The 26,177-nt window shown below is 68.9% G+C and carries 29 protein-coding genes; 22 read left to right on the top strand and 7 right to left on the bottom strand.

Annotated elements, in window-relative coordinates; genetic code table 11:
• The first annotated feature begins 35 nt into the window (after positions 1–35).
• The 18 genes from GZ998_RS03630 (at position 36) to GZ998_RS03545 (ending at position 17,693) form a co-directional block, all read left to right on the top strand.
• Positions 36–908, top strand: coding sequence for a bifunctional 2-polyprenyl-6-hydroxyphenol methylase/3-demethylubiquinol 3-O-methyltransferase UbiG (locus GZ998_RS03630; protein WP_219109058.1), 873 nt, complete (start codon positions 36–38; stop codon positions 906–908).
• 139 nt (positions 909–1,047) lie between these two features.
• Positions 1,048–2,115, top strand: coding sequence for a tRNA (adenine-N1)-methyltransferase (locus GZ998_RS03625; protein ID WP_219109057.1), 1,068 nt, complete (start codon positions 1,048–1,050; stop codon positions 2,113–2,115).
• The gene (gene arc / locus GZ998_RS03620) at positions 2,108–3,769 is read left to right on the top strand and encodes a proteasome ATPase (RefSeq protein ID WP_219109056.1); all 1,662 of its coding nucleotides are present in this window, start codon (positions 2,108–2,110) and stop codon (positions 3,767–3,769) included. The genes GZ998_RS03625 and arc overlap by 8 nt, the downstream gene beginning before the upstream one ends.
• Positions 3,766–5,472, top strand: a complete 1,707-nt coding sequence (gene dop / locus GZ998_RS03615) for a depupylase/deamidase Dop (protein ID WP_162679537.1) — start codon at positions 3,766–3,768, stop codon at positions 5,470–5,472. Before arc ends, dop begins: the two co-directional genes overlap by 4 nt.
• Positions 5,469–5,651 (top strand): ubiquitin-like protein Pup, encoded by a 183-nt coding sequence (locus GZ998_RS03610; RefSeq protein ID WP_162679538.1) that lies wholly within the window; start codon positions 5,469–5,471, stop codon positions 5,649–5,651. Before dop ends, GZ998_RS03610 begins: the two co-directional genes overlap by 4 nt.
• Positions 5,648–7,114, top strand: coding sequence for a Pup--protein ligase (gene pafA, locus GZ998_RS03605; protein ID WP_237564324.1), 1,467 nt, complete (start codon positions 5,648–5,650; stop codon positions 7,112–7,114). Before GZ998_RS03610 ends, pafA begins: the two co-directional genes overlap by 4 nt.
• Positions 7,111–8,448 carry a hypothetical protein gene (locus GZ998_RS03600; RefSeq protein ID WP_161923965.1) on the top strand — a complete coding sequence of 446 codons (1,338 nt, stop codon included), beginning with the start codon at positions 7,111–7,113 and terminating at the stop codon, positions 8,446–8,448. The genes pafA and GZ998_RS03600 overlap by 4 nt, the downstream gene beginning before the upstream one ends.
• Positions 8,449–8,451: 3 nt before the next feature.
• Positions 8,452–9,222, top strand: coding sequence for an imidazole glycerol phosphate synthase subunit HisF (gene hisF, locus GZ998_RS03595; protein ID WP_162679539.1), 771 nt, complete (start codon positions 8,452–8,454; stop codon positions 9,220–9,222).
• A gap of 101 nt (positions 9,223–9,323) precedes the next feature.
• Entirely contained in the window at positions 9,324–9,695 is a 372-nt protein-coding gene (locus GZ998_RS03590; protein WP_161923967.1) for a DUF4190 domain-containing protein, read from the top strand.
• Between the two features lie 81 nt (positions 9,696–9,776).
• The gene (locus GZ998_RS03585; protein WP_237564325.1) at positions 9,777–10,154 is read left to right on the top strand and encodes a DUF2752 domain-containing protein; all 378 of its coding nucleotides are present in this window, start codon (positions 9,777–9,779) and stop codon (positions 10,152–10,154) included.
• Between the two features lie 109 nt (positions 10,155–10,263).
• Positions 10,264–10,677, top strand: coding sequence for a phosphoribosyl-AMP cyclohydrolase (gene hisI, locus GZ998_RS03580; RefSeq protein ID WP_162679570.1), 414 nt, complete (start codon positions 10,264–10,266; stop codon positions 10,675–10,677).
• Between the two features lie 7 nt (positions 10,678–10,684).
• Positions 10,685–11,509, top strand: coding sequence for an indole-3-glycerol phosphate synthase TrpC (locus GZ998_RS03575; protein ID WP_308807152.1), 825 nt, complete (start codon positions 10,685–10,687; stop codon positions 11,507–11,509).
• Positions 11,510–12,376, top strand: a complete 867-nt coding sequence (gene lgt, locus GZ998_RS03570; RefSeq protein WP_308807151.1) for a prolipoprotein diacylglyceryl transferase — start codon at positions 11,510–11,512, stop codon at positions 12,374–12,376.
• A gap of 71 nt (positions 12,377–12,447) precedes the next feature.
• Positions 12,448–13,878 (top strand): pyruvate kinase, encoded by a 1,431-nt coding sequence (pyk, locus tag GZ998_RS03565; RefSeq protein WP_161923969.1) that lies wholly within the window; start codon positions 12,448–12,450, stop codon positions 13,876–13,878.
• 912 nt (positions 13,879–14,790) lie between these two features.
• Positions 14,791–15,642, top strand: a complete 852-nt coding sequence (locus tag GZ998_RS03560; protein ID WP_219109055.1) for a hypothetical protein — start codon at positions 14,791–14,793, stop codon at positions 15,640–15,642.
• Between the two features lie 29 nt (positions 15,643–15,671).
• Positions 15,672–16,394: a hypothetical protein gene (locus tag GZ998_RS03555; protein WP_219109054.1), complete on the top strand. Its 723-nt coding sequence runs from the start codon at positions 15,672–15,674 to the stop codon at positions 16,392–16,394.
• 16 nt (positions 16,395–16,410) lie between these two features.
• On the top strand, positions 16,411–17,205 hold the full coding sequence (locus GZ998_RS03550; protein ID WP_219109053.1) for a hypothetical protein: 795 nt from the start codon (positions 16,411–16,413) through the stop codon (positions 17,203–17,205).
• Positions 17,206–17,309: 104 nt separating this feature from the next.
• On the top strand, positions 17,310–17,693 hold the full coding sequence (locus GZ998_RS03545; RefSeq protein WP_219109052.1) for a hypothetical protein: 384 nt from the start codon (positions 17,310–17,312) through the stop codon (positions 17,691–17,693).
• Here GZ998_RS03545 and GZ998_RS03540 read toward each other — a convergent pair.
• The 7 genes from GZ998_RS03540 to GZ998_RS03510 form a co-directional block, all read right to left on the bottom strand.
• A complete protein-coding gene (locus tag GZ998_RS03540) occupies positions 17,661–17,984 on the bottom strand; it encodes a hypothetical protein (protein ID WP_219109051.1) in 324 nt (107 codons plus the stop codon). The genes GZ998_RS03545 and GZ998_RS03540 overlap by 33 nt on opposite strands.
• Positions 17,985–18,179: 195 nt before the next feature.
• Positions 18,180–18,509 (bottom strand): hypothetical protein, encoded by a 330-nt coding sequence (locus tag GZ998_RS03535; protein WP_219109050.1) that lies wholly within the window; start codon positions 18,507–18,509, stop codon positions 18,180–18,182.
• Positions 18,506–18,931: a hypothetical protein gene (locus GZ998_RS03530; RefSeq protein WP_219109049.1), complete on the bottom strand. Its 426-nt coding sequence runs from the start codon at positions 18,929–18,931 to the stop codon at positions 18,506–18,508. The genes GZ998_RS03535 and GZ998_RS03530 overlap by 4 nt, the downstream gene beginning before the upstream one ends.
• Complete coding sequence (locus tag GZ998_RS03525; protein WP_219109048.1) at positions 18,928–19,806, bottom strand: site-specific integrase; 879 nt, start codon at positions 19,804–19,806, stop codon at positions 18,928–18,930. Before GZ998_RS03525 ends, GZ998_RS03530 begins: the two co-directional genes overlap by 4 nt.
• Positions 19,807–19,868: 62 nt before the next feature.
• Positions 19,869–20,258, bottom strand: a complete 390-nt coding sequence (locus GZ998_RS03520) for a hypothetical protein (protein WP_219109047.1) — start codon at positions 20,256–20,258, stop codon at positions 19,869–19,871.
• A 26-nt stretch (positions 20,259–20,284) separates the two neighbouring features.
• On the bottom strand, positions 20,285–21,151 hold the full coding sequence (locus GZ998_RS03515) for a hypothetical protein (protein WP_219109046.1): 867 nt from the start codon (positions 21,149–21,151) through the stop codon (positions 20,285–20,287).
• Entirely contained in the window at positions 21,148–21,750 is a 603-nt protein-coding gene (locus GZ998_RS03510; RefSeq protein WP_219109045.1) for a hypothetical protein, read from the bottom strand. Before GZ998_RS03510 ends, GZ998_RS03515 begins: the two co-directional genes overlap by 4 nt.
• Before the next feature lie 78 nt (positions 21,751–21,828).
• On the opposite strand from GZ998_RS03510, the gene GZ998_RS03505 reads away from it, so the two are divergent.
• The 4 genes from GZ998_RS03505 to GZ998_RS03490 all read left to right on the top strand — a co-directional run bounded on the left by GZ998_RS03505 (position 21,829) and on the right by GZ998_RS03490 (position 26,116).
• Positions 21,829–23,580 carry an FtsK/SpoIIIE domain-containing protein gene (locus tag GZ998_RS03505; protein WP_219109044.1) on the top strand — a complete coding sequence of 584 codons (1,752 nt, stop codon included), beginning with the start codon at positions 21,829–21,831 and terminating at the stop codon, positions 23,578–23,580.
• Between the two features lie 82 nt (positions 23,581–23,662).
• Complete coding sequence (locus GZ998_RS03500; protein WP_219109043.1) at positions 23,663–24,148, top strand: hypothetical protein; 486 nt, start codon at positions 23,663–23,665, stop codon at positions 24,146–24,148.
• A 77-nt stretch (positions 24,149–24,225) separates the two neighbouring features.
• Complete coding sequence (locus GZ998_RS03495; protein WP_219109042.1) at positions 24,226–24,717, top strand: hypothetical protein; 492 nt, start codon at positions 24,226–24,228, stop codon at positions 24,715–24,717.
• A 37-nt stretch (positions 24,718–24,754) separates the two neighbouring features.
• Positions 24,755–26,116, top strand: a complete 1,362-nt coding sequence (locus GZ998_RS03490; protein ID WP_219109041.1) for a KTSC domain-containing protein — start codon at positions 24,755–24,757, stop codon at positions 26,114–26,116.
• The last annotated feature ends 61 nt before the right edge of the window (positions 26,117–26,177 follow it).

Here is a 26,177-nt window from a genome sequence, read left to right as displayed (position 1 = left end):
TCGCTGCTTCGCCACTGCCATGTGACACTGGCCCCATGAGCGCCGCCGACCCGACCCGTCACGCCGAGTACTTCGCCGACAACCGGGCCAACTGGGACGATCGCGCCGCACTGCATGAGGCCAGTGGCTACGGCATCGAGGCGCTGCTCGCCTCCCCGACCGCCATCTCCGCCGAGATCACTCCGGACCGCGAGCGCCTGGGTGACCTGAGCGGATTGGACGTCGTGCACCTCCAATGCCATCTCGGCCTGGACACGGTGAGCCTGGCACGCCTGGGCGCCCGCCGAGTGGTGGGTCTGGACCTGTCGGGCGAGTCCCTGCGCCGCGCCCGGTCCATCGCCGAGCGCGCCGGCGCCGACATCGACTTCGTGCAGGCCAATGTATACGACGCCCGTCAGGCGCTGGTGGGGGACTTCGACCTCGTATACACCTCCTTGGGGGTGCTGTGCTGGCTGCCCGACGTGGCAGCATGGGCCCGCGTGGTCGCCTCGCTGCTGCGGCCCGGGGGCCGTCTGGTACTGCGCGATGACCATCCCGTCTTCCAGGCGGTGGGTGACGACGTCAGTCGCGGCCTGATGCTCCACGAGCCCTACTTCCAACGCGCCGATCCCATGACCTGGGAGGATGCGGGCTCCTACGTCGCCGCCGCCGACGGGTCGCCCGCCATCACCCATACGGTCAGCCACCAGTGGAACCACGGCGTCGGCGAGATTCTCACCGCTCTGCTCGCTGCCGGGCTGGTGCTCGACGAGGTGACCGAGACCCGTTACTCCGCCTGGTGCCGTTGGCCCGAACTCATGGAACGCTGTGCGGAGGGTTTCCGCTTCGCCGACCCGGCCCTGCGCGACCGGCTTCCGCTTCAGCTCGCGGTGGTGGCCCACCTGCCGGAGCGCGCCGGAGCTCAGTGACCCCGGTGGCGGCGTTTAGCTTTTTCGCGGCGTTGCTCGCAGCGCTCGCGCCGAAGCCGTTTTCGTTCCGCTGCCGACGCGTGTGCGCGGGCATACCGTGTAACGCCGGCGTACCCGGGAATCACTAGACTCGGACGCGATGAGCGAGCAGACGACTCCCGCCGTGCAACCACGCGTGGCCACCCAGCAGGTGCTGGGGCAGGCCGGGCGCCGTGGCCCCTTCCGCTACGGCGAACGCGTGCAGGTCACCGACTCCAAGGGCCGCAAGCACACTTTCGTGCTCGACCCCGGCGGCTACTTCCAGTCCCAGCGCGGCAGCTTCTACCACCGCGACGTGGTCGGCCGCGACGAGGGCACGGTGATCACCACCGAGTCCGGGCATGAACTGCTGCTGCTGCGCCCACTGCTGGCCGACTACGTGCTGTCCATGCCGCGCGGCGCCCAGGTCGTCTACACCAAGGACGCCGCCCAGGTGATCGCCTTCGCAGACATCTTCCCCGGTGCCCGCGTGCTGGAGGCCGGGGTCGGTTCCGGCGCCCTGACCATGAGCCTGCTGTCCGCGATCGGGGAGGGCGGCCACCTGCTGTCCATCGAGCGGCGCCACGACTTCGCGGCGATCGCCGCCTCCAACGTCGACTCCTGGTTCGGCCGCCACCACCCCGCCTGGGAGCTGCGCACCGGCGACTTCGTCGACGTGGTCGCCGCCCACGTCGCTGACGCGAGCGTGGACCGGGTGGTGCTGGACATGCTCGCCCCCTGGGAGAACATCGACGCCGCCGCCCGCGCCCTGGTACCCGGTGGCGTGTTCCTCGCCTACGTCGCCACCGTCCCGCAGCTGTCGCGCACCGTGGAGGCACTGCGCCACTCCAGGCGGTTCACCGAGCCCGAGTCCTGGGAGTCGGCGGTGCGCAGTTGGTATGTCGACGGCCTGGCCGTGCGTCCCGACCACCGCATGGTCGCCCACACCGGCTTCCTGATCTCCGCCCGCCGCCTCGCCGCCGACTCCGCCCCGCTGACCCGCAAACGCCCACCAGCACGCGGCGCCTACGACGACGCCGGCTACTGGACCATCGAGGACGTGGGGGAGCGCACCAGCACCGACCGCAAGGTCCGCCGCGTGCTGCGCGACTGCCGGGCCAAGCAGCCCGAGGACGCCACCCCGGTTCAGCCGGGCCTGCCCGGTCCGCAGGAGTCGGAACATGAGTGAGTTCCAGCCCTTGGGCATGCCGGCGCGCGACTTCACCAGCCACCAGCTGCGTGAGGCCCGCGCCGAGGCCATCAGCCTGTCCGCCAAGAACGAGCGCCTCGCGTCGGCCCTGAGCGCCGCCCGCGAGCGCATCGCCGAGCTCGGCACCCAGCTCGACGCCGTCACCCGCCCACCCGTCACGCTCGGCCTGCTCACCGGCCTGCCCGGTCCCGCGGAGGCCGACGTGTCCCTGGGCGGACGTCACCTGCGGCTGGGGCTGCACCCCGATCTGGAGGTGGCCGAGCTGGAAGTGGGGCAGCGCGTGGCCGTCAACGACCAGATGCTGGTCGTCGCCGCCCTGCCCGCGCCCGACACCGGCGAGGCCGTCACCCTGGATGAGGTGCTGGCCGACGTCGACGACGTCGCGACCGTCGGCGAGAGCACGGCGGTGCCCACGGCCCGCGCCCTGGTCACCACCGGCTCCGGCGCCACCCGCGTGGTGCGCGTGGCCGGGCACCTCGACGCCGACGCGCTGCGGCCCGGCGACACGCTCGCCGCCGACCTGCGCGCCGACCTGGTAACCGCCCGCATCGCCCGCACCAGTGTCCAGCAGCTGGTGGTCGCCGAAACCCCGGACGTGTCCTGGGACGACATCGGTGGCTTGGGCCCGCAGATTCAGCAGATCCGCGACTCCCTCGAACTGCCCTTCGCCCACCCCGGCCTGTACCGCGCCTACGGGCTGCAGGCCCCCAAGGGCATGCTCCTGTACGGCCCGCCCGGCTGCGGCAAGACCCTGATAGCCAAGGCGGTCGCCACCTCCCTGGCCCGCTCCACGGGCGCCGGCGTCCACGACGCCGCCTTCCTGAACATCAAGGGCCCGGAGCTGCTGAGCAAGTTCGTCGGTGAGACGGAGCGGCAGATACGCGCCATCTTCGACCAGGCCCGCAAGGTCGCCGCCGAGGACCGTCCGGTGGTGATTTTCTTCGACGAGATGGAGGCCCTGTTCCGCACTCGCGGCAGCGGCGTCTCCTCCGACGTGGAGACCATGATCGTGCCGCAGGTCCTCACCGAGATCGACGGCGTCGAGTCGCTGAACAACGTGGTCATCATCGGCGCCTCCAACCGGGAGGACATGATCGACCCGGCGATCCTCCGGCCCGGACGATTCGACGTGAAGATTCGCATCGACCGCCCCGACGCCGCCGGTGCGCAGGAGATCCTCGCCAAGCACCTGCGCGCCGACCTGCCCCTGGACCCGGCGGAACTCGCCGCAGCTGGAGGCCACCGGGAGACCGCCGCGGCGGCCATGCGCCGCGCCGCCGTCACCGACCTGTACGCCCGCACCCCCGAACGGGCGGTACTGGAGCTCGCCTACGCCTCCGGGCGGCGCGAGACCCTGTACCTGGCCGACTTCGTCTCCGGCGCCATGCTCGCCGCCATCGTCGCCCGCGCCAAGACCGCCGCCATTAAGGATGAGCTGGCCGGCGGGGACGGCGGCCTGTCCACCGAGCGGCTGCGCGCGGCGGTCGCCGTCGAGGCCCAGCAGAACGAGGAGATCACCGCCGCCACCGCCCCGGAGGCCGCGGCCCGCGTCGTCGGCCACCGTGGCGAGATGGTGCGCGCGGTGCGCCGCCTGACGGACGCGATCACCACAGACCGACAGGAGAACGCATGAGCGCGCCCGAGTCCAGCCAGTTCAGCCCGGTGCGGCGCCCCGTCGGCCTGGAGACCGAGTTCGGGGTGCTTGAGCCGGGCAACCCCTATGCCAACGCCGTAGTCATGGCCAGCCGCATCGTGTCCGCCTACGGCACGTCGGCCCGCCCCGACGCCGGCACCCGGCAGGCCGTACGCTGGGACTACGAGGGGGAGGACCCGCTCGCCGACCTGCGCGGCGGCAGGCTGGAGCGCGCCGCCGCCCACCCCAGCCAACTCACCGACGACCCCGACCGCCCCGCCCCCTCCGGCGACCTCCCGCCGGCCCCATGGGGCACGCGCCCGCGTCCCAGTGCCGCCGAGGCCGCCCTGCCGCAGGCCACCACCGCCGTGCTCGCCAACGGTGCCCGCCTGTACGTGGACCACGCCCACCCCGAATACTCCTCCCCGGAGGTACTCACCCCCCGCGACGCGCTGGTGTGGGACCGGGCCGGGGAGGTGATCGCCCGCCGCGCCATGGCCGCCCTGGACCCGCGCGACGGCGAGGTGGTCCTGTACAAGAACAACGTCGACGGCAAGGGGGCTGCGTACGGCTCGCACGAGAACTACCTGGTGCGCCGCGACCTGCCCTTCGACACGCTGGCCGCCGCCCTCATCCCCTTCCTGGTGACCCGGCCCGTATTCGCCGGAGCCGGCCGGGTCGGTATCGGGCAGCGCAGTGAGCGCCCCGGCTTCCAGATCAGCCAGCGCGCCGACTACGTCGGCACCGACATCGCCCTGCAGACCACCTTCAACCGGCCCATCGTGAACACCCGCGACGAGCCGCACGCCGACGCCGCCCGCTTCCGCCGCCTGCACGTGATCAACGGGGACGCCAACCGCTTCGACGTGCCGATCTACCTAAAGGTCGCCAGCACCGACCTGCTGCTGTGGTACCTGGAGCGCGCCCACGACCGCGGCCAGGGCCTGGGGGCGCTGGAAGACTTGCGTATCACCACCGACCCGGTGGAGGAGCACTGGGCCCTGTCCCACGACCCGACGCTCAGCTACGCGCTCGCCACCGCCCGCGGCCGGCTGACCGCAGTGGAGATCCAGCGCGCTCACCTGTACGCCATCGCCGCTGCCCTGGGCGAGGACTACGGCGGCATCGACGCCGAACACGTCGGCGCCGAAACCGCCCAGGCGCTCGCCCTTTGGGACGAGACCCTGGAGGCGCTGGACGCCTACGCCACCGCTCACGGCACCCCCGCCCAGGCGCAGGCAACCGCCCGCTCCGCGCAGCTGGTCGAATGGGTCGCCAAGCTGCAGCTGTGCGAGCGCCTACGCGAGCGCTCCGGCACCGGCTGGGACGACCCGCGCCTGGCCGCCGCCGACATCCAGTGGGCCGACCTGCGCGCCGGGCGCGGCCTGGCCGAGAAGCTCATCACCGCCGGCCGCACCCGCCGCCTGGTCACCGACGCCGAGGTGGAGGCCGCCGCCGACCAGCCGCCCGTCGGCACGCGTGCCGCAGTTCGCGGCACGGCGGTGGCCAACCACGCCGCCGTCGTCGCCGCCTCCTGGACCAGCCTGGTGCTGGACGTGCCCGGGCGCGCCGAGCTGCTGCGCCTGCCGCTGCCCGACGCCGTGGCCGTATCGGAAGCCGAGTCAGCACGTATCCTGGGCGCCGTCCAAGACGCCGCCACCCCCGCAGAACCGGAAGAATCAGAAAGCCAGTCACGCGCATGAGCCTGAACGAGCAGATCCAGCCCTCTCCCGAACCCGCCGCGCCCGACCCGGCACCGGCCGGAGGCTCCGGCCAGACGCAGGCCGTCGGTGTTGACGACATCCTGGATGAGATCGATGCCGTCCTGGAGACCAACGCCGCCGCCTTCGTCCAGGGCTTCGTCCAGAAGGGCGGGCAGTGACGTTGAGTGCGCCGTCGGGCACTCCAGCCGACCGGCGCGCCCCCGCCCGGCGGATCATCGGCGTCGAAACCGAGTACGGCATCACCTGCGCCTCCACCGCCGGCGGCCCCCCACCGCTGGACGCCGACCACGCCGCCCGCGAGCTGTTCGCCCCCCTGATCGCCCGCGGCCGCTCCTCCAACGTCTTCACCCGCGGCGGCGCCCGCCTGTACCTGGACGTCGGCTCCCACCCCGAGTTCGCCACCGCCGAATGCGATAGCCTCACCGACCTGCTCGCCCAGGACCGGGCCGGCGAACTCACCATGGCCGACCTGGCCGCACAGGCCAACGCGCGCCTGGCCGCGCAGGACGTGCCCGGCCGCATCCACCTGCTCAAGAACAACCTGGATGCCGAGGGCGCCGGCTTCGGCTGCCACGAGAACTACCTGGTGCGCCGCCGCGGCGACTTCTGGAACGACGCCCGCACCCTGGTACCCCACCTGGTGACCCGGCAGATCCTGGTCGGCGCCGGCCACATCCTCACCGACCCGGCCGGGAAGCGTCCCGCCCGCTACGTCTTCTCCCAGCGCGCCGACCAGATGGAGGACGCCGTCTCCTCGGCCACCACCCGCTCCCGCCCGCTCATCAACACCCGCGACGAGCCGCACGCCGACGCCGAGAAGTACCGGCGCATGCACGTGATCGTCGGGGACTCCAACATCGCCCAGGGCTCAACCCTGCTCAAGGTCGGTGCCATGGACCTGCTGCTGGACTACCTGGAGGCCGGCGGTGACCTGTCCGACCTGCGCCTGGCCAACCCCATGCGGGCCATCCGCGACACCTGCCATGACCTGACCGGCACCGTGCAGCTGGAGCTGGCGGACGGACGCACCATCACTCCCGTCGGCCTGCAGGCCGAGCACCTGGAACGCGTACGCGCCCACGCCGACGCCGAACTGGACCTCACCGACGCGCACCGGCACGTACTGGACCTGTGGGAGCGCGGCCTGGAGGCCGTGCGCGCCGGCAACCCGGCGCTGGTGGCGACCGAACTCGACTGGGCCGCCAAGCAGCAGCTGCTGACCCGCTACGCCCAGCGCGCCGGCACCGGCCTGGACGACCCGCGCGTGGCCCGCCTGGCCCTGGCCTACCACGACGTCGACCCCACCGACGGGCTGCGCCTGCGCCTGGAGGCCGCCGGCCTGCTCAAGCGCATCGTGGACGAGCCCGCCTGCCGGGCCGCCGTCGACACGCCTCCGGCGACCACCCGCGCGCACCTGCGCGGCACCGCGGTCGCCCGCGCCGAAGAGCTGCGCCGCGACCTGTCAGTGGACTGGGTCAACCTCAAGCTCGACGACGGGCACACCCGCCCCGTCGCCCTGCGCGATCCCTTCGCCGCCGTCGATGCGCGCGTCGACGATCTGGTGGCCGCAATGGAGGGGCCGATTTCGCCACGCTCTGGCATACTCGTAACCAGCCCATGAATCCGTACGCCGATCAGACCACGCCCGTGCCCGCATCGGGGCCGGACGGCAAGCCCTTGACCCGCCGGCAGCTGCGCGAGCTCGAGCGGGAATTCGAGCGTGCTCGTCAGCACAGTCTTAGCGAGCACGGTACGGCGCCGCCCCCGGCGGTGGTGCATGTAGACGGCGGTCCCGGTATTCCCACGGCGGTCAACTCATTGGTCGGCAGCTCGCAGCCGGAGCCGCCGCCGATTACCGGTGCACAGCGTGCGATCGGGGCCGCTCTGGGACGGCCCCGGCCCCGCGGACGCGTCGCGGTCATACTCGCCGTCATCGTGGTTGCGGCGATCGTGCTGATGCCTGTCATTGTCTCCCGCCTCGGTCACGGCGGCGAGGAGACGGGCAGCGTAAGCAGCCAGGTCACTGCGGCGGATGCGCCCATCGACTCGGTGCTGGAGGTGGCCGGCCGGGTCGGCTCGGTCCCCGTGGTGTCCCTGATCTCCCCGCTGGCGCCGGCCACTTCCGTCAGCACCGACACACTGATCGTCGGCGACGGTCGCAGCCTGTCGGCAGGCGACGCCGTACTGCTGTCCGTATCCACGTTCTCGGGCACCAACGGGGCGAACACCACCGGAACTCCCACCGGCGTGCGTATCTACCGCGGAACCGTGGACCCGGACGCACTCGGCGAGATACTCGCGGAAACGGTGACCGGGGCGACCGAGGGGTCCCGCCTGGTGCTGCGCGCCCCCGTATCCGCCCCGGACGGCGCCGTCGCCACCGAGATCACGGTGGTCGACGTGCTGCCCACCACCGCGGTAGGGCAGGAGCAGAGCCCCGTCGAGGGCCTGCCGGTTGTAGCCGTCGCCGACGACGGCACCGTCTCGCTGTCGATTGAAGGCCTGCGCGCCCCCAGCCGGGCCGCCGCCTCCGTCCTGATAGTGGGAGCGGGGCAGCAGATCGACTCCGGTGACGTCATCATTGCCCGCTACGCCTTTGTCAACTGGTCCGATTCCACCCTGGGTACCTCCAGCTACGGCGCCAGCACCGTTCCCGGCACGATTGACATGTCCAACACGATGTCCGGGATTGCCCAGCAGCTCGTAGACGTAACCGTGGGCAGCCGGATCGTGCTGGCGCTGCCGGCCGATCAGGCTGCTGGCGACGACGCCCTGGCCGTGGTCATCGATATTCTCGCCGTCGCCGCCGACGGCACCCTCACCGACGCCACGACGGCACCCAGTGCAGGGGCCACGGCTGACACGGAGGGCATTATCAGGGTTACTCCCAGTCCAGAGGCCGCGCGGCCCGCAGCTGCCGCACCTGCTGGTGGGAGCGGGAAGGAGGAGCGGTAGTCCATGAGTGTTGCGGTGCGCGTGATCCCCTGCCTGGACGTCAAGGACGGTCGGGTGGTCAAGGGCGTCAACTTCACCGGTCTGCGTGATGCGGGCGACCCCGTGGAGCTGGCGGCCCGCTACGACTCCCAGGGCGCTGACGAGATCACCTTCTTGGACGTGTCCGCCTCTGCCGAGGGGCGCGCCACCATGCTTGAGGTGGTCGCCGCTACTGCTGCGCAGGTATTCGTTCCCCTGACCGTCGGTGGTGGGGTCCGCAGTGTGGAAGATGTCGACCGTCTGCTGCGGGCCGGCGCCGACAAGGTGGGTATCAACACCGCCGCCATTGCCCGCCCCGAGCTGCTGACGGAGGTGGCTGCCCGCTTCGGCAACCAGGTCGTAGTACTGTCCGTGGACGCCCGCCGCTGCCCACCGGGCGTGGCCACGGCCTCCGGCTATGAGGTGACCACCCACGGCGGCACCCGCTCCACCGGCATAGACGCCGTCGAGTGGGCGGCGCGTGCTGCCGCGCTCGGCGCCGGTGAGATCCTGCTCAACTCCATGGACGCCGATGGCGTCACCGGTGGCTTCGACCTGGAGATGCTCGACGCGGTGCGCCGCGCCGTGCGCATTCCGCTGATCGCCTCCGGAGGCGCCGGGCGGCCCGATGACTTCGCCGCTGCCGCCGACCACGGTGCCGATGCGGTCCTCGCCGCCAGTGTCTTCCACTACGGCACCATGACTATCGGGCAGGCCAAGGAGGCGCTGCAGGCGGCCGGCCACCCGGTGCGCTGAGCCACTGGGCAACCAGGCCGGTCCAGGATGGGTAATTCTCCCCATACTTTCGAGCCGAGTCCTCGTGTTACGATCCGTGACACACTAGGAAAGGCAGATATATGACCAGCTATGACCCCAACCAGAACCCCGGGAACAATCAGGGCTACCCGGCAGGGCAGGCCCCGCAGAACCAGGCTCCCAGCTACAACCAGCCCGCCGGCTACGGCATGAACCCGATGATGCCGTCGACCGAGAAGAACAACCTCGGTGGATGGGCCCTGGGACTGGGGATCGCCTCCGTCCTGTGCTGCGGGATTTTCACCGGTATTCCCGCCGCCATTTTGGGCTACCTCGGAATCCAGGCCGCTAATGAGGGGCGGGCCAGCAACAAGGGCATGTCGATCGCCGGCATCATTCTTGGCGCGCTGTCCATCGTGTCGATGATTATCGCTTTCGCCACCGGCACGTACTCAGAGCTCCTCAACAGGTGACCCGTCCGTCTTGTGAGCTATGACCAACTCTCCGGAGTTCTCGAGGTCGATACACGCCGCCGCGTCTTAATGGGCGCGGCGGTGGCCATATCGTTCCTGCCCGGAGCACTGATCATCGGATCCGGACTCCTTGGCCGGGACGGAATGGACTTGTGCCCGGTACACCGCGCGACCGGACTGTGGTGCCCCCTGTGCGGTGGCACGCGCGCAACCCGGGCGCTCCTGCACGGCGACCTGACGGCGGCTGCGGGGTACAACCCCTTTGCCCTGGTGGTTCTGGCCGCGGGTGCCGCAGTGCTACTGCGCTGGATCATCGGCCGCTGCCGTGGCAAGCCGCGCCCATTGCTAACCCCGCGTGAGGCCGTTGCGGTGTTCGCAGTGGCGGGTGTCTTCGCCCTGCTGCGCAACCTTCCGGGTATGTGGGTCTATCTGGGCCCTCTCCTGGGCCCGCCCGGATGACGGTGGCCGACGGCGCACCCGGCCGTGGGAGAATTGCGCAGTGACTTCCTCCCACACTCCAGCGCAGCCCAGTAATCCGCACCTGGGGGACTCATCCCCGGTTTCGCCCCTGCCGGCGGAGCTCGCTGCCCGGCTGAAGCGGGATGCGAACGGCCTGGTTGCCGCCGTCGTCCAGCAGTACGACACCCGCGAGGTCCTCATGCTCGGGTGGATGAACGATGAGGCGCTGCACCGCACCCTCACCGAGGGCCGTGTGACCTACTGGTCCCGGTCTCGGCAGGAGTACTGGCGCAAGGGCGACACTTCCGGCCACTACCAGTACGTCAAGGCGGTGTCTCTGGACTGTGACGGAGACGCGTTGCTGGTTGAGGTGGACCAGGTCGGCGCCGCCTGCCACACCGGTAAGCGCACCTGCTTCCTGGCAGGTGGTGACTTGGGTGCCCGAGCGGGGGAGCGTCCCTCTAGCCGGACAGATTTGCCTGAGCGCCCCCTCGCCGGGAACCATGAGGAGCGGAGGGAGTGACCACCGGGTGAACAGCTTCGAAGAGCTCGCCGCGACGGCGCGTGCCTGCGTGTCCGTGCGCGAGCACCACGTCCCGCTGGATGAGCTCAAGGAGGCCGTGCGCGCGGCACCGGCCTGCCGTGACGCCCTCGCCGCGCTGCGCGGCGAGGGGAGAGCGGTGTCGGTCATCGCTGAGGTCAAGCGCGCCACCGCCACCTTCGCTGATCTCTCCGGCGTAGGCGACGTCGCCATTCTGGCGGGCTTCTACGCCGCCGGCGGGGCCGCCTGCGTCTCGGTAGTGACCGAGCCGGCCCGCTCCCACGGCCGCCTGGCCGATCTGGACGCCGTGCGCGCCGCCGTCGAGGTGCCGGTCCTCGTCAACGACGTGATCGTCACCCCGTACCAGGTACACGAGGCGCGCGCCCACGGTGCCGACCTGCTCATGCTCGACGCCCGGCTCGAGCCCCTGATCCTGGAGTCGCTGATCGACCGGACCCAGTCCCTGGGCATGGCGGCCGTGGTGGAGGCGCACTCGCGCAGCGAGGCCGTCCAGGCCGTGCAGTCGGGTGCGCGCCTCGTCTCCGTGGACGCCCGTGACCCCCAGACCCGGGAAGTTGACCGCTCCCGCTTCGAGCGGGTGGCGCAGGTCCTGCCGGCATCCGTAACCCGCATTGCCGCCGGGGGTGTGCGCGGGCCCCATGACGTAATGAGCTATGCGCGCGCGGGGGCGGACGTCGTGCTCGTCGGTGAGGCGGTCATCCGCTCCGCCGACCCCCAACAGTTCGTTGCCGAGCTGGTTGCCGCGGGCAGCCATCCGGCGCTCCTTCCTGCAACTTACCGAGAGGCGCCGTAAGTGCCCGTCACCTCCCTCGCCCCCGCCGCGGTGCTCGCGGCCTCCATCCCCAGTCCGGCCCGCGGGGTGTGGCAGCTGGGACCACTGCCGCTGCGCGCCTATGCGCTGTGCATCCTTGCCGGGGTGTTCGTCGCCGTGTGGTGGAGCGACCGCCGCTACCGTGCCGCGGGCGGGGGAGCGGACCAGGTGCTCGATGTCGCCCTGCTGGCCGTGCCCTGGGGCATTGTGGGGGCGCGGCTGTACCACGTCGTGACCTCCCCGGAGGCGTATTTCGGTGCACATGGTAACCCGGCGCTCATCCCGCAGGTCTGGCGCGGCGGACTCGGCGTCTGGGGCGGCATCTTCTTCGGCGCGCTCGCTGCCGCCTGGCTGCTGCGCCGCCGCGGGCTGCGCTGGGCGCCCTTCGCCGACGCCGTCGCCCCGGCGCTGCTGGTAGCGCAGGCCATCGGCCGGCTGGGCAACTGGTTCAACCAGGAGCTGTTCGGCTCCCCGACCACGCTGCCCTGGGGACTGCAGATCGACGATGCGCACCTTCCGCCCGGGTACGCCTCCGGCACCCTGTTCCACCCCACGTTCTTGTACGAGGCCCTGTGGAACCTGGCCGGCGCAGCCTTCCTGATCTGGCTGGAGCGGCGGCTGCGACGCCGCGACGGCGCCGTGGGTGGACGGCTGCTTTGGGCCTACCTGATGGTGTACACCGCCGGCCGCGTATGGATCGAGTGCCTGCGCATCGACGACGCCCACATCATTGCCGGACTGCGGCTGAACGTGTGGACATCAATCCTCATCTTCCTGGTCGGGCTGGCCTGCTTCACCGTCCTGTCACGTCGCCCCCTGCACGATGAGGTCACTGCGCAGCCCCGGTGATGACGGTCCCAACCGGGCGGCAAGTGCGTCGGTTGCTCGTGCCCGGGCCGGTAGTCAATTAGGCTTGGCCCATGCGCAGAGCGAAGATCGTATGCACCCTTGGGCCCGCCACCGATTCTCCTGAACAGGTGCAGGCGCTCGTGGACGCCGGCATGAACGTATGCCGCATCAACCGTTCCCACGGCCGCGCCGAGGACCAGGAGGAGGTCATCGCCCGCGTGCGTGCCGCTGCTGAGGCGTCGGGCCGGGCCGTCGCCATCCTGGTGGACCTGCAGGGTCCGAAGATCCGCCTGGGCAACTTCGTGGATGACCAGAAGGTGATGCTCAACAAGGGCGACGAGTTCACCATCACCACCGATGACGTGCTGGGCACCGTCAAGCGCGTCTCCACGACCTTCAAGGGGCTGCCCGGGGACTGCCGTCCCGGCGACCGCCTGCTGATCGATGACGGCAACGTGGCCGTCCGCGTCACAGCGGTTACGGACACCGACGTGGTCACCCGCGTCGAGGTTCCTGGCTACGTCTCCAACCACAAGGGCATCAACCTTCCGGGCGTGGCCGTGTCCGTCCCCGCCCTGTCGGAGAAGGACCGTGAGGACCTGCGCTGGGCGCTCAAGATCGGCGCTGACCTCATCGCCCTGTCCTTTGTCCGCAATGCCAACGACATCAAGGACGTCCACGAGATCATGGACGAGGTCGGCGTACGCATCCCGGTGATCGCCAAGATCGAGAAGCCGCAGGCGGTGGAGAACCTGCTGGACATCGTCTCCGCCTTTGACGGCATCATGGTGGCTCGCGGCGACCTCGGGGTGGAGATGCCACTGGAGGCGGTGCCGCTGGTGCAGAAGCGCGCCATCGAGCTCGCCCGCCGCCAGGCCAAGCCGGTGATCGTCGCCACCCAGGTGCTGGAGTCGATGATCCAGAACCCGCGGCCAACCCGCGCGGAGGCCTCCGACTGCGCCAACGCGATCCTCGACGGTGCCGATGCCGTCATGCTCTCCGGGGAGACCTCGGTGGGCGCCTACCCGATCGAGGCCGTGCGCACCATGGCCAACATTATTGAGAACGTGGAGGAGAACGGCGGCGAGCGCATCGCTCCGCTGGGCTCCTACCCGCAGACCCGCGGCGGCGCCATCACCCGTGCCGCTGCCGAGATGGGCGAGCAGCTCGATGCCACCTACCTGGTCACCTTCACCCAGTCCGGTGATACGGCGCGCCGCCTGTCCCGCCTACGTTCAACTATTCCGCTGCTGGCCTTCACCCCGCTGCGCTCGACCCGCAATCAGCTCTCCGTCTCCTGGGGTGTACAGACATACGAGGTGCCCGAGGTCAAGCACACCGATGACATGGTCGACCAGGTCGATGAGGTGCTTCAGGCCAAGCACCTGGCCCAGCCGGGCGACGAGGTGATCATCGTCGCGGGCATGCCCCCGGGCACTCCCGGCTCCACTAACTCCATCCGCGTGCACACGGTGGGGGAGCGCAGCGACTACCGGGTGTGATGCCGCGGCTATGCGCAATGTCGCTCTGGTAAGGGGATGGCGGCAGCGCAGGTAGGAGTAGCTGGCCCGGTCCGGTCCTCAGCCTACGAACGGCAGAATCTCTGCCCCGCACTGGCCATGTGGCCCTGTGACGCATAGTGCGTTACAGGGCCACACTTGTCCTGTGCGCACCGGCGGGCACCCGGCGAGAATGCGGTGAGCCGTGCGGGGGTCGCCGCGTCGGGGCTTGGCTGCGGCCTCTCCATCTCCGGGAGCGGGGACATCTGCAACGCCACTTCGGGGTTAACAACGCCTGTTAACGGCCTGCTGAAGGGCTCTGAGGTATACAGCAGGCCGTTAAGTGGCGTTGTTAACCTCCAACCGGCGTAGCAGACTCCCCAGCCCGCTCACGCTCACGGTCGGCTCCGCCCTCGTGCACGCCGGGACGGCGCCCCAGCGTCCCGGACCTTGGGCGCTCCGCCGCCCCGTCCGTCAGACACTCGGCGAGCAGAGCACTGTGACCACCACGACCGCACGAGTTGCCCTTCCGGGCCTGCAAGCGCGGCGTGTCAAAGGTTCAAACCGTCGAGCAAACCGCCGAGTTGCGGCTTGTTCCCTCGTGTCCGCACTGGGCACGACCGCCGTCTTTCGTTGAGACAGCGCCGTTCCTCGGTACCTCCGGTGGGACTCGAACCCACAACACTCCGGAGCGGGTTGACCCCAAATGCCCTACTACGAGATGGCGCCAAATACCCGGGTTTAGCCGCTCGATGGAGACGAGCGCTGACTGTCGGAATGTGGCTACTTTGAAGCCGCGACTGCACTGATTCTCACCTGACGTCACAGCGAAGGTGGACGCAAAGTCGCCACACCCCACCTCGTGTGGGTACAGCACACTTCAACCGGTGCTCTGCCCCCGCACAGGACACGGGCATGAGCAAGTATGACGAGGCCCAGCACCCGCGTAACCAGGACGGGCGGTGGCGGCACAAGCCCGCAGCCGCACCAGCCGCAAGCCTAGAGGACCAGGCACCGACGCGGGCCACCAAAAGCAGGAGGTCGGCACGGCTGAAGACCGGCGTCGTCAGGACCAGCCTGGCTCAGCTTTCCGCGCCGGAGACGCTCGAGGCCCTTAGCAAGAGCCTGACGTCAGTTGAGCGCCGGGAGAAGGCTCTGCGGCGCGCACTCGTCGAGCGCGAACTCCAACGCGCTGGCGCGTTGAAAGCCCGCCTTGTCGCCAACAACGACGATGACCAGTTGGTTATCGAAGACCTTCAGGTACGCGCGGGCGTGACCGTGGACAAGGAGGCCCTACAGCACACGCTCAACCACGTCGTGGACGGCATCGACGGGCAGGTGGACACACCGCCGTACCTGGGCATAACGGATCCCTGGCGTGGACACGACCGGGTGACGGTTGCGGCCGGAGACCGCGTGGACGAGGCACGAACCGCCTACGACCGCGCAGTCCAGCGCCTCCATGCCAGCGCATCCGCTGCCACAACGGCCCTGTGCCTGGAAGCTGAGCGCCAGGGAGCCGGTCACCTCGACGTCCAGGACGACGGTGTGCTAATCCACGAGACCGGTCAGCCGCTGGCCGTTGAAGGCGGGCATCTGGCGGAACTTGTGGCAACCGACGGCGAACTAGGACTTCCTCGCCACTACGTGCAGGACCTGCCAGGCGTGTACCCCTCCGAGGACGACTCCTCATGGTCCGTCGACGTCGCCGAGCACTTGGCTTCTCAGAACGTGCAGGTCCCGGGGCAAACCTACCTCCGTGTCTGACCCGCACCTGCCCCGCACAGAAGGGGGGCATGAGTAGCTATCAGGAGCACGAGCATCCCCGCGGCACCGACGGCAAGTGGACGGCTAAGCAAGCGGCACCACCGGCGGCCAGTCTGCCCGGCCCGGCAGGCAGGACGCTGCGGATAGAGCGCCGCCCCAGAGCCCTGACCTTGTCTCAGCCGGAAATCAACTGGTTCATGGCACGTCATGGGAGCGAACTCGGGCCCGGCGACACGGTGGAAGTCCATGACCCTGCAAGCGAGGCCACCTTGCCGTCTACGCTCGCAACGGTAGTCGCCACAGGCAGGGGGATATGCCGAACGCAAGATGACGCTGATGGCCGATTCGAGGCCCGCGACAAGGTGCGCCTCATCGCTCACGGGCACGCCCACGTACTTGCTGGTGACGCGGCGTCGGTGGACCTCTACGACGATGCTCACGCAGACCTGGTTGACGCCGCGGAAGCCAGCGTGTTGGGCAGGAGAGCCACGGTACATGCCGGGCCCGGCACAACCGTGTACGCGTGGGCCGGGATCGTTCGCGCAGACGACGGCGCCCAGGTGTGGATCATGCGCCCGGGAGTCACCGTCCAGGCGGCTCCGGGCGCCATGGTCGGTGATGGCGAGGACTCGCCGGTCGCCAAGGAGGCGCGTCCGATCGAGGGCGACGTGTTCGCGCGTCACCGGCGCAACGCTGAGGAAGGCGTGTACGACCGTGAGCCCCTGTATGACCTCAATGGACAGTATTGGTGAGTAGGGGCCGGTCCGCATGTCATCCAACATGAGTAACTACGAGGATGCCCAGCATCCCCGGGGCGCCGACGGCCGCTGGGTAACGAAGACGGCTGGGGCCCCTGCCGCATCGCTACCAGAGCCACCTGCGCAGAAGATGAATCCGCGTGTAGTCGACGCCAGCACGCTAAACACCGATCGGCAGGCCGTGTACGACGCTGTCGACGACGTGATAGACGCTGAGGTCGCCCAGACGGACAGCCTGGTCCGCGAGACCATGAAGCCCGGCCAACGAGCCAGTCTCAAAGTCCGGGGAGAGAATCTGACGATCAATGAGATCTGGGACATCCGGACCGGCGATGTCATCACCGACACGCCCCGGCGGATCCCGGTGACGGCGAAAGCCCTGGATTCCATCGCCTCGCGTCAAAGCATGATCGGTGTACTCCACAAGGTGGAATTCGACGGCCCCAACCGGGAGCAGGCGACCCAGGCTGTTGAGCAGACCCGCCAGGCACATGCTCAGGCCAGCATGCGGCTCATAGATGACGCGCTGACCGCCATCGACCAGCATCGGAATGCCCGCAAAGTCGAACTTCAAACCCAGGACGGCCGGACCGTGGGGACCGTCGCTGTCGGGGGCCTGATCGTCCACCGAGCGGACGGCGGTGAAGAGCGGTACGGCACTGCCAGCGACGAATGGGACGCTTTCGCCCACCCAATCGCTGACGACCTCGACCCGCGGGCTCTACAGGCACTGCCCCAGGACGACAACGGACGTATCGACATGGCGACCTGGCGGTCCCGGCGAGACAGGAGGGCCAAAGAGTGACCCATGATGAGTCACAGCACCCGCGTGGCCTGGACGGCAGGTGGGTGTCCAAGCTTGCGGCGCCGCCAGCCGCGAGTCTCCCCACACCACCAGGATGTGGCGGCGTGCCTATGAGGATGGCGGAGGCACTATGGGGCTACGGGATCGCCCACGAGCCCAGGGCACGCGAGTTTGACCTCAACGGTGCTGCCCGGGCGGGATTTGATCCCGCCACGGGCGACCTGGAGGACTGGCGGGTCCTCGACATCGACGACGAGCCTCTGCCGGAAGACGACCCCCGGATGCTCGATGCCCTTCAGCCCGATGAGACCGGCCGAGTGATCGTCCTGGATTCCCAGGGGGACTACTGGGAGCGCCAGGGTGACGGGGACTGGCGACAGACCGACCCCCAAGGCCCAAACACGGTGTCGGGTCTACAAGCGACAAGCGAGGCACTGACGGACTGGCACGCGCCGCTACTGCGAGTCACCGTCAGACCCACCACCTGACTGCTGTCCAGCGAGCAGGGCGTGGACCTCCCGTCCGTCCAGGTGCCCCCTGGCGAGCAGAGCCTGTGCGAGCGCATCCACCTGGATCAGCCGACGGGAGAGGATCCGGTCGGCCCTGGACCGCGCACACGCGACGGCCTGCCCGACCGTCAGGAAGGCCTCGCAGCCGACGGGGACGTAGCCGGTGGAGAGCAGTGCCGCAGCACGGGTTTCGGCCGCCTGGATGTCCTGGGATGCCCCGTAGTGGTGCCGGCCCTCAGCCTGGTCCAGGACGTTCGCGGCCACAGTCATGGTCAGCGTGTCCCAAACGTCGGGTCCGAGCCCGCGGCTCGGTAGGGGCGGGATGCTCTCGACGCAGCCGCCGTCGTGTCCGCTTATGTGTATGTTGGCGCCGATGACCGTGAAGCCGACGGCCACGGCGACGACTGCGTGTGCGGCCTCGTGACGCGCCCTCGCCTCGTCATTGATGACGGCTGTCCCCTGGTGCTACTTCCACAAGGGCGCCAGCCGCTTGGTCAGCTCCTCACGATCTTGGCCCGGTGCCAGCTGGGCGTCCACCCACCGGTCGAACGGCCCGGGGCCCGTGACCGCAACAGCCGACGTAGACTGTCTCTCGGACACGACCATGGTCTCGCGGTGCCGCCGGCGGAGTACCCGGATGGCACCGCGGACCAGCAGAGCGATCGTCAGGACCGTGACGATCTGTCCCTGCGCGGTCGGGGGTGCGTCGGCAAAGGCGCTGAATACGGGCGTTCCAAAGGTCCATGCCAGGCCGATCGCAGCGAGGTACAGCAGAATTTGCCCGGCGGTTCTCACTGGACCTCCCCGGAACGCAGGGCCGGCGAGGCCCCGAGAGCAACCAGGTCACACAGTAGACCAGCGACCCGCAGCCTGTGCTGGTCAATATTGGACTGCTCGGTCGGGGCTTGATGGTCCTCGACGGCGACGCGCACAACGAGGTCGTATACCTCCAACTCCACGCCATTCAGGTCGTTCGGGATGCTGAGGTCCGGGCGGGTCATGTCGACATCGGCCGGGATACCGAGCCGAGCTCGGGCTCCGGCGATCACGTCGTTGATGGCGCTGACACGAGCGACATCGTCACCTGGATAGCGGCGGGCGCAGCCGAGCGCTCGCGCAAGCCTGAGAAGATCAATTCCGTCCTGCACGTCTATGCCTTTCTGTCGGTTGGTACCCCAGTAGTGGACGGAATGACCGTCATAGGGAAAAGAGGTCAATGGCTCCTGCGGTCTTGGAGCGCTTGCACCAGACGCGGACCGACGGGCGTTGTCATGCGGGTGCGGAGCCGGTCGTAATGAGCAGTCTGCGCAGATGATGCGTGACGGGCCCCGATCATGACCTCACGCTCAGGAATCCCCGCATCCAAGGCCAAAGTGATGAATGTCGTGCGAAGCCCGTAGGGTGTCACCGGTGGGAGTCCCGCCTCATTCAGGAGTCGGATCAACCTGCCCCGTTCGGCCCCCTTCGTCCAGGGCCGTCCGGTGCGGGGGTTGAGCAGAAGCACGCCCCGTCGACGCCCAGCAACAACGTCCTGAAGAATGCGGGATGTGACCGTGGGCAGAACGATCCTGGCCCTGCCTTGGGTTTTGGTCGCCTCCACCGCCAGGGTCGTGGCCCCGTCATGAGTTGCGAGGTCCTCAACTCGCAGTCTTCGGGGCTCACCGGGGCGCAGGCCCGACAGCGCCCATAAATGCACGTGCGCCGCAAGCTCTCCGCCGAACCACTCCCTTGATACCTCGAGGAGACGAGCCAGGTCGCCCCAGCCGAGCCAGACACGAGCTTCGGAACGTCCGCGGGCAGGACCGCGGACCAGAGCCGTCGGATCAGCGGGGATCAACCGCTCCTCCAATCCCCACCGGTAGAATCCCCGCAGGTGCCCAATGATCGTTGAAATCGTGCGGGGTTTCAGCCCGGCGTCCCGCCTTTCGGCCAGGTAGTTTTCGACGTCGTCGCGGGATGCCGACAGCAGGGCAATGTTGCGTTCCTGGAGCCAGCGTGACCATGGTGCGAGGTCGGTGCGGTAGTTCTCGCGGGTCTGCCCAGCTAGCCGCGCGGCGAAGCGGTCAAGCAGTTCGTCACTTTCCGCGTCCACAGGGAATCTCTCCTTCCTCAATGGCGTCGTGCATCCCAGCCGAGAATCCACGTCTGGTCAGGTCACTTGTCGGCCACATCCGCCTCGCTAGGGCCCTCGCATAGCTCGCTGAACCTGGCGTGGGCGACCGGCTGGCCGACAGCGTGGCGGATCCGTCCCATGGCCATGTCGGCCACCGTGGGGTATGAGCTGCCGGTGATGCGCTCCATGTCGTCCGGGGAGACGTGCTGGGCGCGGACCCCTCGCCTGCGCCCGCACAGACGCGTCTCAGCGAGCAGAGTGCCGTCGGCGGCGACAATCACGCCACGGTTCTGCACCCCGGACATACCCAGGCGGTTGGCGTGCCACGCGATCTGAGCCCACCGGGCCAGCTGAGCGGCGTCCTGCGGGCGCCCGCCGGCTCGGAGCATCCAGGCTCGGGCCTTGGCCGTGACGTATGGGTGAGCGGTCATTGTTCGTCCTCCTTAGCGGTTGGCTGTCACTGTCCAGTAGTGGACGGACCAACCTCTTTAACCAGAGACGGGAACTCTCCGGCGATTGCTTCAAGCGCGTTCTTCGTCCGTGTGATCTCCCGGATCAGGTGGGTGAGGATCTCCCCAAGATCGGACGTACAGGCCAGGCTCTGGAGCGTGGTGACCAGCTCCAGGGCGGACTTCAGCTGGTCGGGAGAGACATTGTTGGTGTCGTGCCAGCTCGCGTATCTGTCGATCGTCAACCCCAGAGCACGCTCCAGGTCCTCCAAAGTCTCAAGACGCCACCGCTGCTCGGGAGTCAACCTGGGTGACATGCGAGCTTGCTGCTCCCACTTCTTGCGCGCCCGCGCGACCTCCTGGTCAGCGAGCGCCTGAACCGCCCGTTGACGCTCCTGCTGGGCCAGGGTGTCGAGCCGGGCCATCAGGGACCGCACAGCCCACCAGGGCGGCTCATGGTTTGCCTTCACCTGGGCCTTGACGATGACGCGCATACGCCTGGCCCGGCTGCTGGCGGGTGGGATCATGAGTCCCCAGCCGGCAGGAATCTCCTCAGGCGGCACTACCGCGGTCGAGGGTGCAACGATGTACCAGGCATGGCATGCGTCAGCCCAGGTGTCGGCCTTGTTGGCCTTGTCGAGTTCAGCCCGCCAGTCGGAACGGGAGACTTTGAGCTCGTGGCCTATAAGAATGCGTCCGGACGAGGAAGTGAATCCGGCCCACAGGGCGTCGCAGCGGCGCCCGCCACCGTAGGAGCCGTTGACGGCGACCTCGGTTGCGAGCACACCGCCGGGTTGACCTGCCCTGGACGGCGGGATGTAGTGGTTGCGCAGAGCCTGCATGAGGGCGCCGGTGGTCATTGCTGGGGTCGTCATGGCCTGGCCTCGACGCGGGCACCGGCCTGTAGGGACTTGGCGGCCTGACGAAGGGACATGGTCACCGGTACTGCCTCACCGATGGCGACGGCCACCTGTCCGTGGTGGTGCCGCGTGGTCGCGACAATGGTCGCCCAGACATCCCGGGCGGCGAGATAGATGCCGAGCGTGGCTGTGCCCGTCCGGGTGTCCCAGAAGGGACCCTTCAGGTCGGCGTGCGCGAGTCCGGCCTGTGCCGCGACTCGGAGTGTCCGCTCCATCCGAATCACCGCATGGAACAGCTCGTGTGCCTGGTCTCGCCTTGCCCGGGCATAGGCGCGGGCAAACCCCGCCAGGGGAACCGTTTGCTCCGGCCGTGCAGGAAGCTCGAAAGTGACTTTTCTGGTGGCGGGGTACCACGTGATTGTGGCCTGGACCCCAGCATGAGTGGTCGCGTTCTCCGGCAGAATTCTTGTGCCAGTTGGCATCACCGGGATCGGGCTCGGTGGAACCGCCAGAACATCCTGTAGGACATCGATGGGCAGATCGGGGTCGAGGGCGAGGACATGCCCCTCGACCTCCACGACCTCGACGACAGAGTCTTCTCCGTTGGGTCTCATACTGTCCGTAGTGGTCGGCAACCACCCGAAGCGTGCTGCATGTACCCCGTGCCTGGGCCCGAGCGTCAGTAACTGGGTATGACCGACACGCGAGACGAAACTGAGGTCGCCAGCGGGCGAACGATACAGCCCATTGCACTCCCCGAGGGGTTCGACCCCGATATCCACACCCAGGCGTTTGAGCGGGCCGTGTCCGCGAGGCTGTCCGAGCGTATGGGTGGGACTTGGCGGCTGACCGGGATCGACGTCGAGGCCGCTCGCGCCTACTTCGCTCCGGCTGTCCAGGTCGCAATGGTCTCGGACTCTCGGGTTGTGGTGCTGCCCGACACCGTTAAGCCCTCCGATGGGGCGGCCCAGGCCTCCCTGCTTGAGCGGATGTATGAGTCCCGGTATCCGGGGGAGGGGTGGACGATGATCGACTTCGACCCCTACGGGCACCGGGCGACCATGGGGCGCCTGGACGCCGAGGAACTGCGGGCCCGTGACGCCCTGGCGTCCGCCCTGTCCGTGTCGCTCAGGCCCTGGAAAGTCAAGGTCACGCGCGTCGACGGCGGAGGATTCGACGTAGAGCTGCCGACCACCTATGTGCCCTCGAAGCACGACCGACGACTCAAAGAGGTCGTCACCACGATCATCGGCCACCCCGGCTGGTGGATCCGGACCGACGCCGCGGCCCTGACCGCCCAAATACGCCCCGGGGAGCTCCCGACCTTCCCACCAGCGATCCCCTACCCATACGACGCCGAGACAGAAGATATCTGGCGGCTGCCACTCGCTGTACGCCTGGGGGACCCGGGCGAACCCAACCAGCTGGTCGAGCTTGACTTCGACGCCACACCGGGGCTCCTGACCACGGGCACCGCCGGATCCGGCAAGTCCGTGTTCATCAACTGCCTCATCGCCTCCTGCCTCGCCCGCGGCTGGGAACTCGCCGTCGCGGACGTGCCTCACAAGGCCGTGGACTTCACCTGGTGCCGGGACCTGTGCCGGCCCGGAGGCTGGGGATGCGACTCCCAGGAAGAGGCCGTAACCGTCCTGCGCCTCGTCTACGAGGAAGGCCTGCGGCGCGCAGACCTGCTCAAAGAGCACGGAGTGCAGAAGATCCAGGAGCTACCCGAGCCAGTGCGCCCCAGACCGCTACTGGTCGTCGTCGATGAGGTTGCAGCGCTTTTCGCCCTGGAACCCGTCCCCAAGGGCATTCCCAAGGACCACCCTCTGGTGACCGCGGCAGTATCCGCGAATCTCGTGACTCAGACCCTGATCAACACGGTGACGCGTCTGCCAGCGGAGATGCGATTCACGGGCATCCGCGTCGCCCTGTCAACACAGATGGCGCAGGCCAACACCGGCGTATCCGTACCCCTGAAGACAAACCTGGCGAACCGGGTCCTTCTGGGGGCTAACCCCAATGACACGGCTCGCGGGCACGCCCTCCTGGATCCCAGGTCGGTGCCGCGCGTACCCGAATGGATCCGTACCGATGAGGATGCCGCACGGGGCGTAGGCGTTGCTGAGATCGAGGGTGAGCGCCCGCGAGTCATCAAGGGCTTCTACACCGACACGGAGGCTCTACGGTCGTGGCTACTAGCCAGGGGAGTGCCACAGAACCCGCACCCTGAACCGGCAAACTCGGACATTGATCGGCTTGTCCCGACCCTGGACGACGATGAGATCTACGATCCCCGGAGCTCTCGCCTTGAGCGGGAGGGCGGGTTCGGTGACCCGGGCGGTGACCCGGGAGAGCTGAAGGGTGCGGCCAAGGCCGCCCACGACCTGGCAGTCAGTGCCGCCCGCGCCAGCCTCAGGAAGCAGCGCAAGCAGGGCGATTGAGAAGTAGCCGCATATCTACCGTCCGCGTCCGTCCACTACTGGAGCAACCAGCAACTGCGACTCCAAGTAGAGGAGGACACCGATGACGGTCATGATCCTGCACATGACCCCGCCGACCCTGGCGAAGGTCATGATGCTCAGCCCCTCCGCCCCGGCGGGCCGCTACCTGTCCGAGGCCCTGGACCTGCCCGCACCCGACGGTCTGGGGGAGGGGGAGAACGCCCTCATCCGGGGGGACGCGCGGCTCGTGACCATGACACTCGGGACCCTGCTGGGGCCCGACGTGCTGGTCCGGGCCGACAGGGCGGTCGTGGCCGTCACGGACTACGCGGCGGTGGCCGTGAGCCGCTGTGGCCGCGACGGCATTCACGTGGCTGTCGATCAGGACCTGGCGCCGGCGGGGGTTGTGGTGCAGATGCTGCGCGATGGCCTTGCGGGCCAGCCCAGTGCGCGCATGCTGCTCGGCCGCTGGAGCCCGGCCGGGCAGGTGGCCTACCGGATCCTCGTCGAGGAGACCGATCTGGAGAGTGTGGCGTCCGACCTGCTCGGCCTCGGTGACCCCGCTTGAGATTGAGGCACATCCGACCACCACCAGGAACAACAGCCACAACATAGGCCCGGTAACGGGCGAAGGAGAACAAACTCATGCAGATCATCAATCGCGGGCAGACGACCCCGGCACCCATCTACCTGGCGGCCCGCCAAGCCGGCGGAGACCTCGCGGTCTTCGACTCCCCGGCCGACGTCATCGCTTCTCTGGCGCCCGGCTACCCGGATGAGGCGGCCAAGGGGCAGGTGGCGGCCTACATAGCGCGCCACGACCTGGCCCGCCGGCTCGTGGCGTCCGCAACCGACCACGCCTGGGCCGACCAGCCGGTGCAGGCCATGCCAGATGCGGCGCGCTACGCCCTATCCGCCCGAGGCGCCCGGGCCATCACCGAAGTCCAGACCTGGGAGCACAAGACACCCCTGTACGTTGTGGGGACCTTCCACCGCCCCTACACCGACGTGCCCCTCCCCGAGGGGAACGTGATCGTCATCGACCCGTCGACGGAGGCCGACCTGGTGGCCTCCATCGCTGCCGGGGGCCTGATCGACGCCGTCGACGTCGCCCCCGGCTCCGTCTGGCAGGGGTGAACGACGCTCCCTCTTCTTTCCCGCACAGAAGAGGGGCATGAGCACCAAACGCACATACCGCGAATCTGATTGGCGCAGGGATGACCATGGGCGTTACGCCGGCCGCGTGGCCTCACCGCCCGCCGCCACACTGAGCGAGCGCGCCGCACGCATAGCCCGCACCGGCGCCACACCCGCAACCACGATCACCCGCGAGCACCGCGGGCACATGCGCCACTTCTGGGCCGACGCCCTACGCACTGCACCAATCGACCTCGACCGGCCAGCACCGAAAATCGACATGGTCATCGGCGGCGTCAAGACTATCCAGCACCCATACAAGGGCGGGGCCGGGACGCTCCGCATGCCATCCGTGGCGGCCCTGGAGCGCATGGCCGACACCGGGGTCACAACATTCGACATCCCAGTCCAGGCCTCCCTGGATGGCGGGCACGTCGCCGGCTGGTGCCGGGTATCCCGCAACGACCGCGGGGCCTGGGCTGTCGAGCCCCTGGGCATGGACGACAAGGCGGGAGCCGCGGCCCGCCGCCAGGTCTCATGGGTCTTGGGCAATGAGCACCCCAACTTCGCGCTCAACGAGTTCGGCTCCATGGCTGAGCTCGCTGCCGAAACAGAGCGCAGGGCCGGCACCGAACCCGCGGCAATCCACTCGCGGGCACTTCAGGAGATCGGCTACTGCGACCGCGAATCAACCCTGTACGCCACGACCCACGACGGGTCCACCTATGGGTGGCGGGCCCCCAGGGACGTCTATGAGCGGATGCTCGACGGCTCAGCCGGCTCGATCTTCTCCCGCGAGGTCGCCCACAAGCTCGACCGCGTTGACGCCCAGCAGTGCCCGGATTGCGGGCGCTTCTACTCCGTCACCGGCGCCAGCATCGACCACACCTGCCCCGCCCAGATGGGGCGGGCAGAGCCCGGCGCCGGTGACGACACTCTTTGGGCAGGACGCGTCGTCACCGGCCACAGGCGCACCGAGGGATGGGAGGCCGCCCGCGAGGCCGTCGCCGACCGGATGGTTGACCCGTCGAGCCTGCTCATCCCCGGCCTGACCCTCGGGGAGGGGCAGAACCACACTCGCCGGTTCCGCGGCGTCTCCGGCCAGGACGCCACGACCCTGACCGCGGCACTGGGGGAGAAGGCCTGGGCCGGCACGCCGGCGCCCGGCGAGGCGCTGGCCGCGGCCGCAGACGACCAGGCGGTTGGCGTCAACGGGCGCTTCGACGACCTGGGCATGACAGTGGAGGAGATCACCTACCAGTGCGACGCCCCCGACGGTGACGCGGCCTGGGCGAAACTGCGCCAGGCGCACCGGCTGCCGACCACCCCGGACCCGGACAGGTCACGGCGGGGCCCTGACGGGACATGGAGGTTCTGGTTCGCCTCAGCGGTTTGCTGAGGCGAACCAGAGGCTACGCCGGGAAAAGAAGAAGCGCCGCTCCACCCGAGCGGGTGGAGCG

It is taken from the genome of Actinomyces sp. 594 (assembly GCF_019325145.1).
Taxonomy (GTDB): domain Bacteria; phylum Actinomycetota; class Actinomycetes; order Actinomycetales; family Actinomycetaceae; genus Actinomyces.
This window is presented reverse-complemented; position numbering and strand designations above follow the sequence as displayed.

What these genes read in the sequence shown, in the direction of transcription:
- GZ998_RS03630 (WP_219109058.1), top strand. Translation starts at nt 36, where the DNA reads ATGAGCGCCGCCGACCCGACCCGTCACGCCGAGTACTTCGCCGACAAC.
- GZ998_RS03625 (WP_219109057.1), top strand. Translation starts at nt 1,048, where the DNA reads ATGAGCGAGCAGACGACTCCCGCCGTGCAACCACGCGTGGCCACCCAG.
- arc (WP_219109056.1), top strand. Translation starts at nt 2,108, where the DNA reads ATGAGTGAGTTCCAGCCCTTGGGCATGCCGGCGCGCGACTTCACCAGC.
- dop (WP_162679537.1), top strand. Translation starts at nt 3,766, where the DNA reads ATGAGCGCGCCCGAGTCCAGCCAGTTCAGCCCGGTGCGGCGCCCCGTC.
- GZ998_RS03610 (WP_162679538.1), top strand. Translation starts at nt 5,469, where the DNA reads ATGAGCCTGAACGAGCAGATCCAGCCCTCTCCCGAACCCGCCGCGCCC.
- GZ998_RS03600 (WP_161923965.1), top strand. Translation starts at nt 7,111, where the DNA reads ATGAATCCGTACGCCGATCAGACCACGCCCGTGCCCGCATCGGGGCCG.
- hisF (WP_162679539.1), top strand. Translation starts at nt 8,452, where the DNA reads ATGAGTGTTGCGGTGCGCGTGATCCCCTGCCTGGACGTCAAGGACGGT.
- GZ998_RS03590 (WP_161923967.1), top strand. Translation starts at nt 9,324, where the DNA reads ATGACCAGCTATGACCCCAACCAGAACCCCGGGAACAATCAGGGCTAC.
- pyk (WP_161923969.1), top strand. Translation starts at nt 12,448, where the DNA reads ATGCGCAGAGCGAAGATCGTATGCACCCTTGGGCCCGCCACCGATTCT.
- GZ998_RS03560 (WP_219109055.1), top strand. Translation starts at nt 14,791, where the DNA reads ATGAGCAAGTATGACGAGGCCCAGCACCCGCGTAACCAGGACGGGCGG.
- GZ998_RS03555 (WP_219109054.1), top strand. Translation starts at nt 15,672, where the DNA reads ATGAGTAGCTATCAGGAGCACGAGCATCCCCGCGGCACCGACGGCAAG.
- GZ998_RS03550 (WP_219109053.1), top strand. Translation starts at nt 16,411, where the DNA reads ATGTCATCCAACATGAGTAACTACGAGGATGCCCAGCATCCCCGGGGC.
- GZ998_RS03540 (WP_219109051.1), bottom strand. Translation starts at nt 17,984, where the DNA reads ATGACTGTGGCCGCGAACGTCCTGGACCAGGCTGAGGGCCGGCACCAC.
- GZ998_RS03520 (WP_219109047.1), bottom strand. Translation starts at nt 20,258, where the DNA reads ATGACCGCTCACCCATACGTCACGGCCAAGGCCCGAGCCTGGATGCTC.
- GZ998_RS03515 (WP_219109046.1), bottom strand. Translation starts at nt 21,151, where the DNA reads ATGACGACCCCAGCAATGACCACCGGCGCCCTCATGCAGGCTCTGCGC.
- GZ998_RS03510 (WP_219109045.1), bottom strand. Translation starts at nt 21,750, where the DNA reads ATGAGACCCAACGGAGAAGACTCTGTCGTCGAGGTCGTGGAGGTCGAG.
- GZ998_RS03505 (WP_219109044.1), top strand. Translation starts at nt 21,829, where the DNA reads ATGACCGACACGCGAGACGAAACTGAGGTCGCCAGCGGGCGAACGATA.
- GZ998_RS03500 (WP_219109043.1), top strand. Translation starts at nt 23,663, where the DNA reads ATGACGGTCATGATCCTGCACATGACCCCGCCGACCCTGGCGAAGGTC.
- GZ998_RS03495 (WP_219109042.1), top strand. Translation starts at nt 24,226, where the DNA reads ATGCAGATCATCAATCGCGGGCAGACGACCCCGGCACCCATCTACCTG.
- GZ998_RS03490 (WP_219109041.1), top strand. Translation starts at nt 24,755, where the DNA reads ATGAGCACCAAACGCACATACCGCGAATCTGATTGGCGCAGGGATGAC.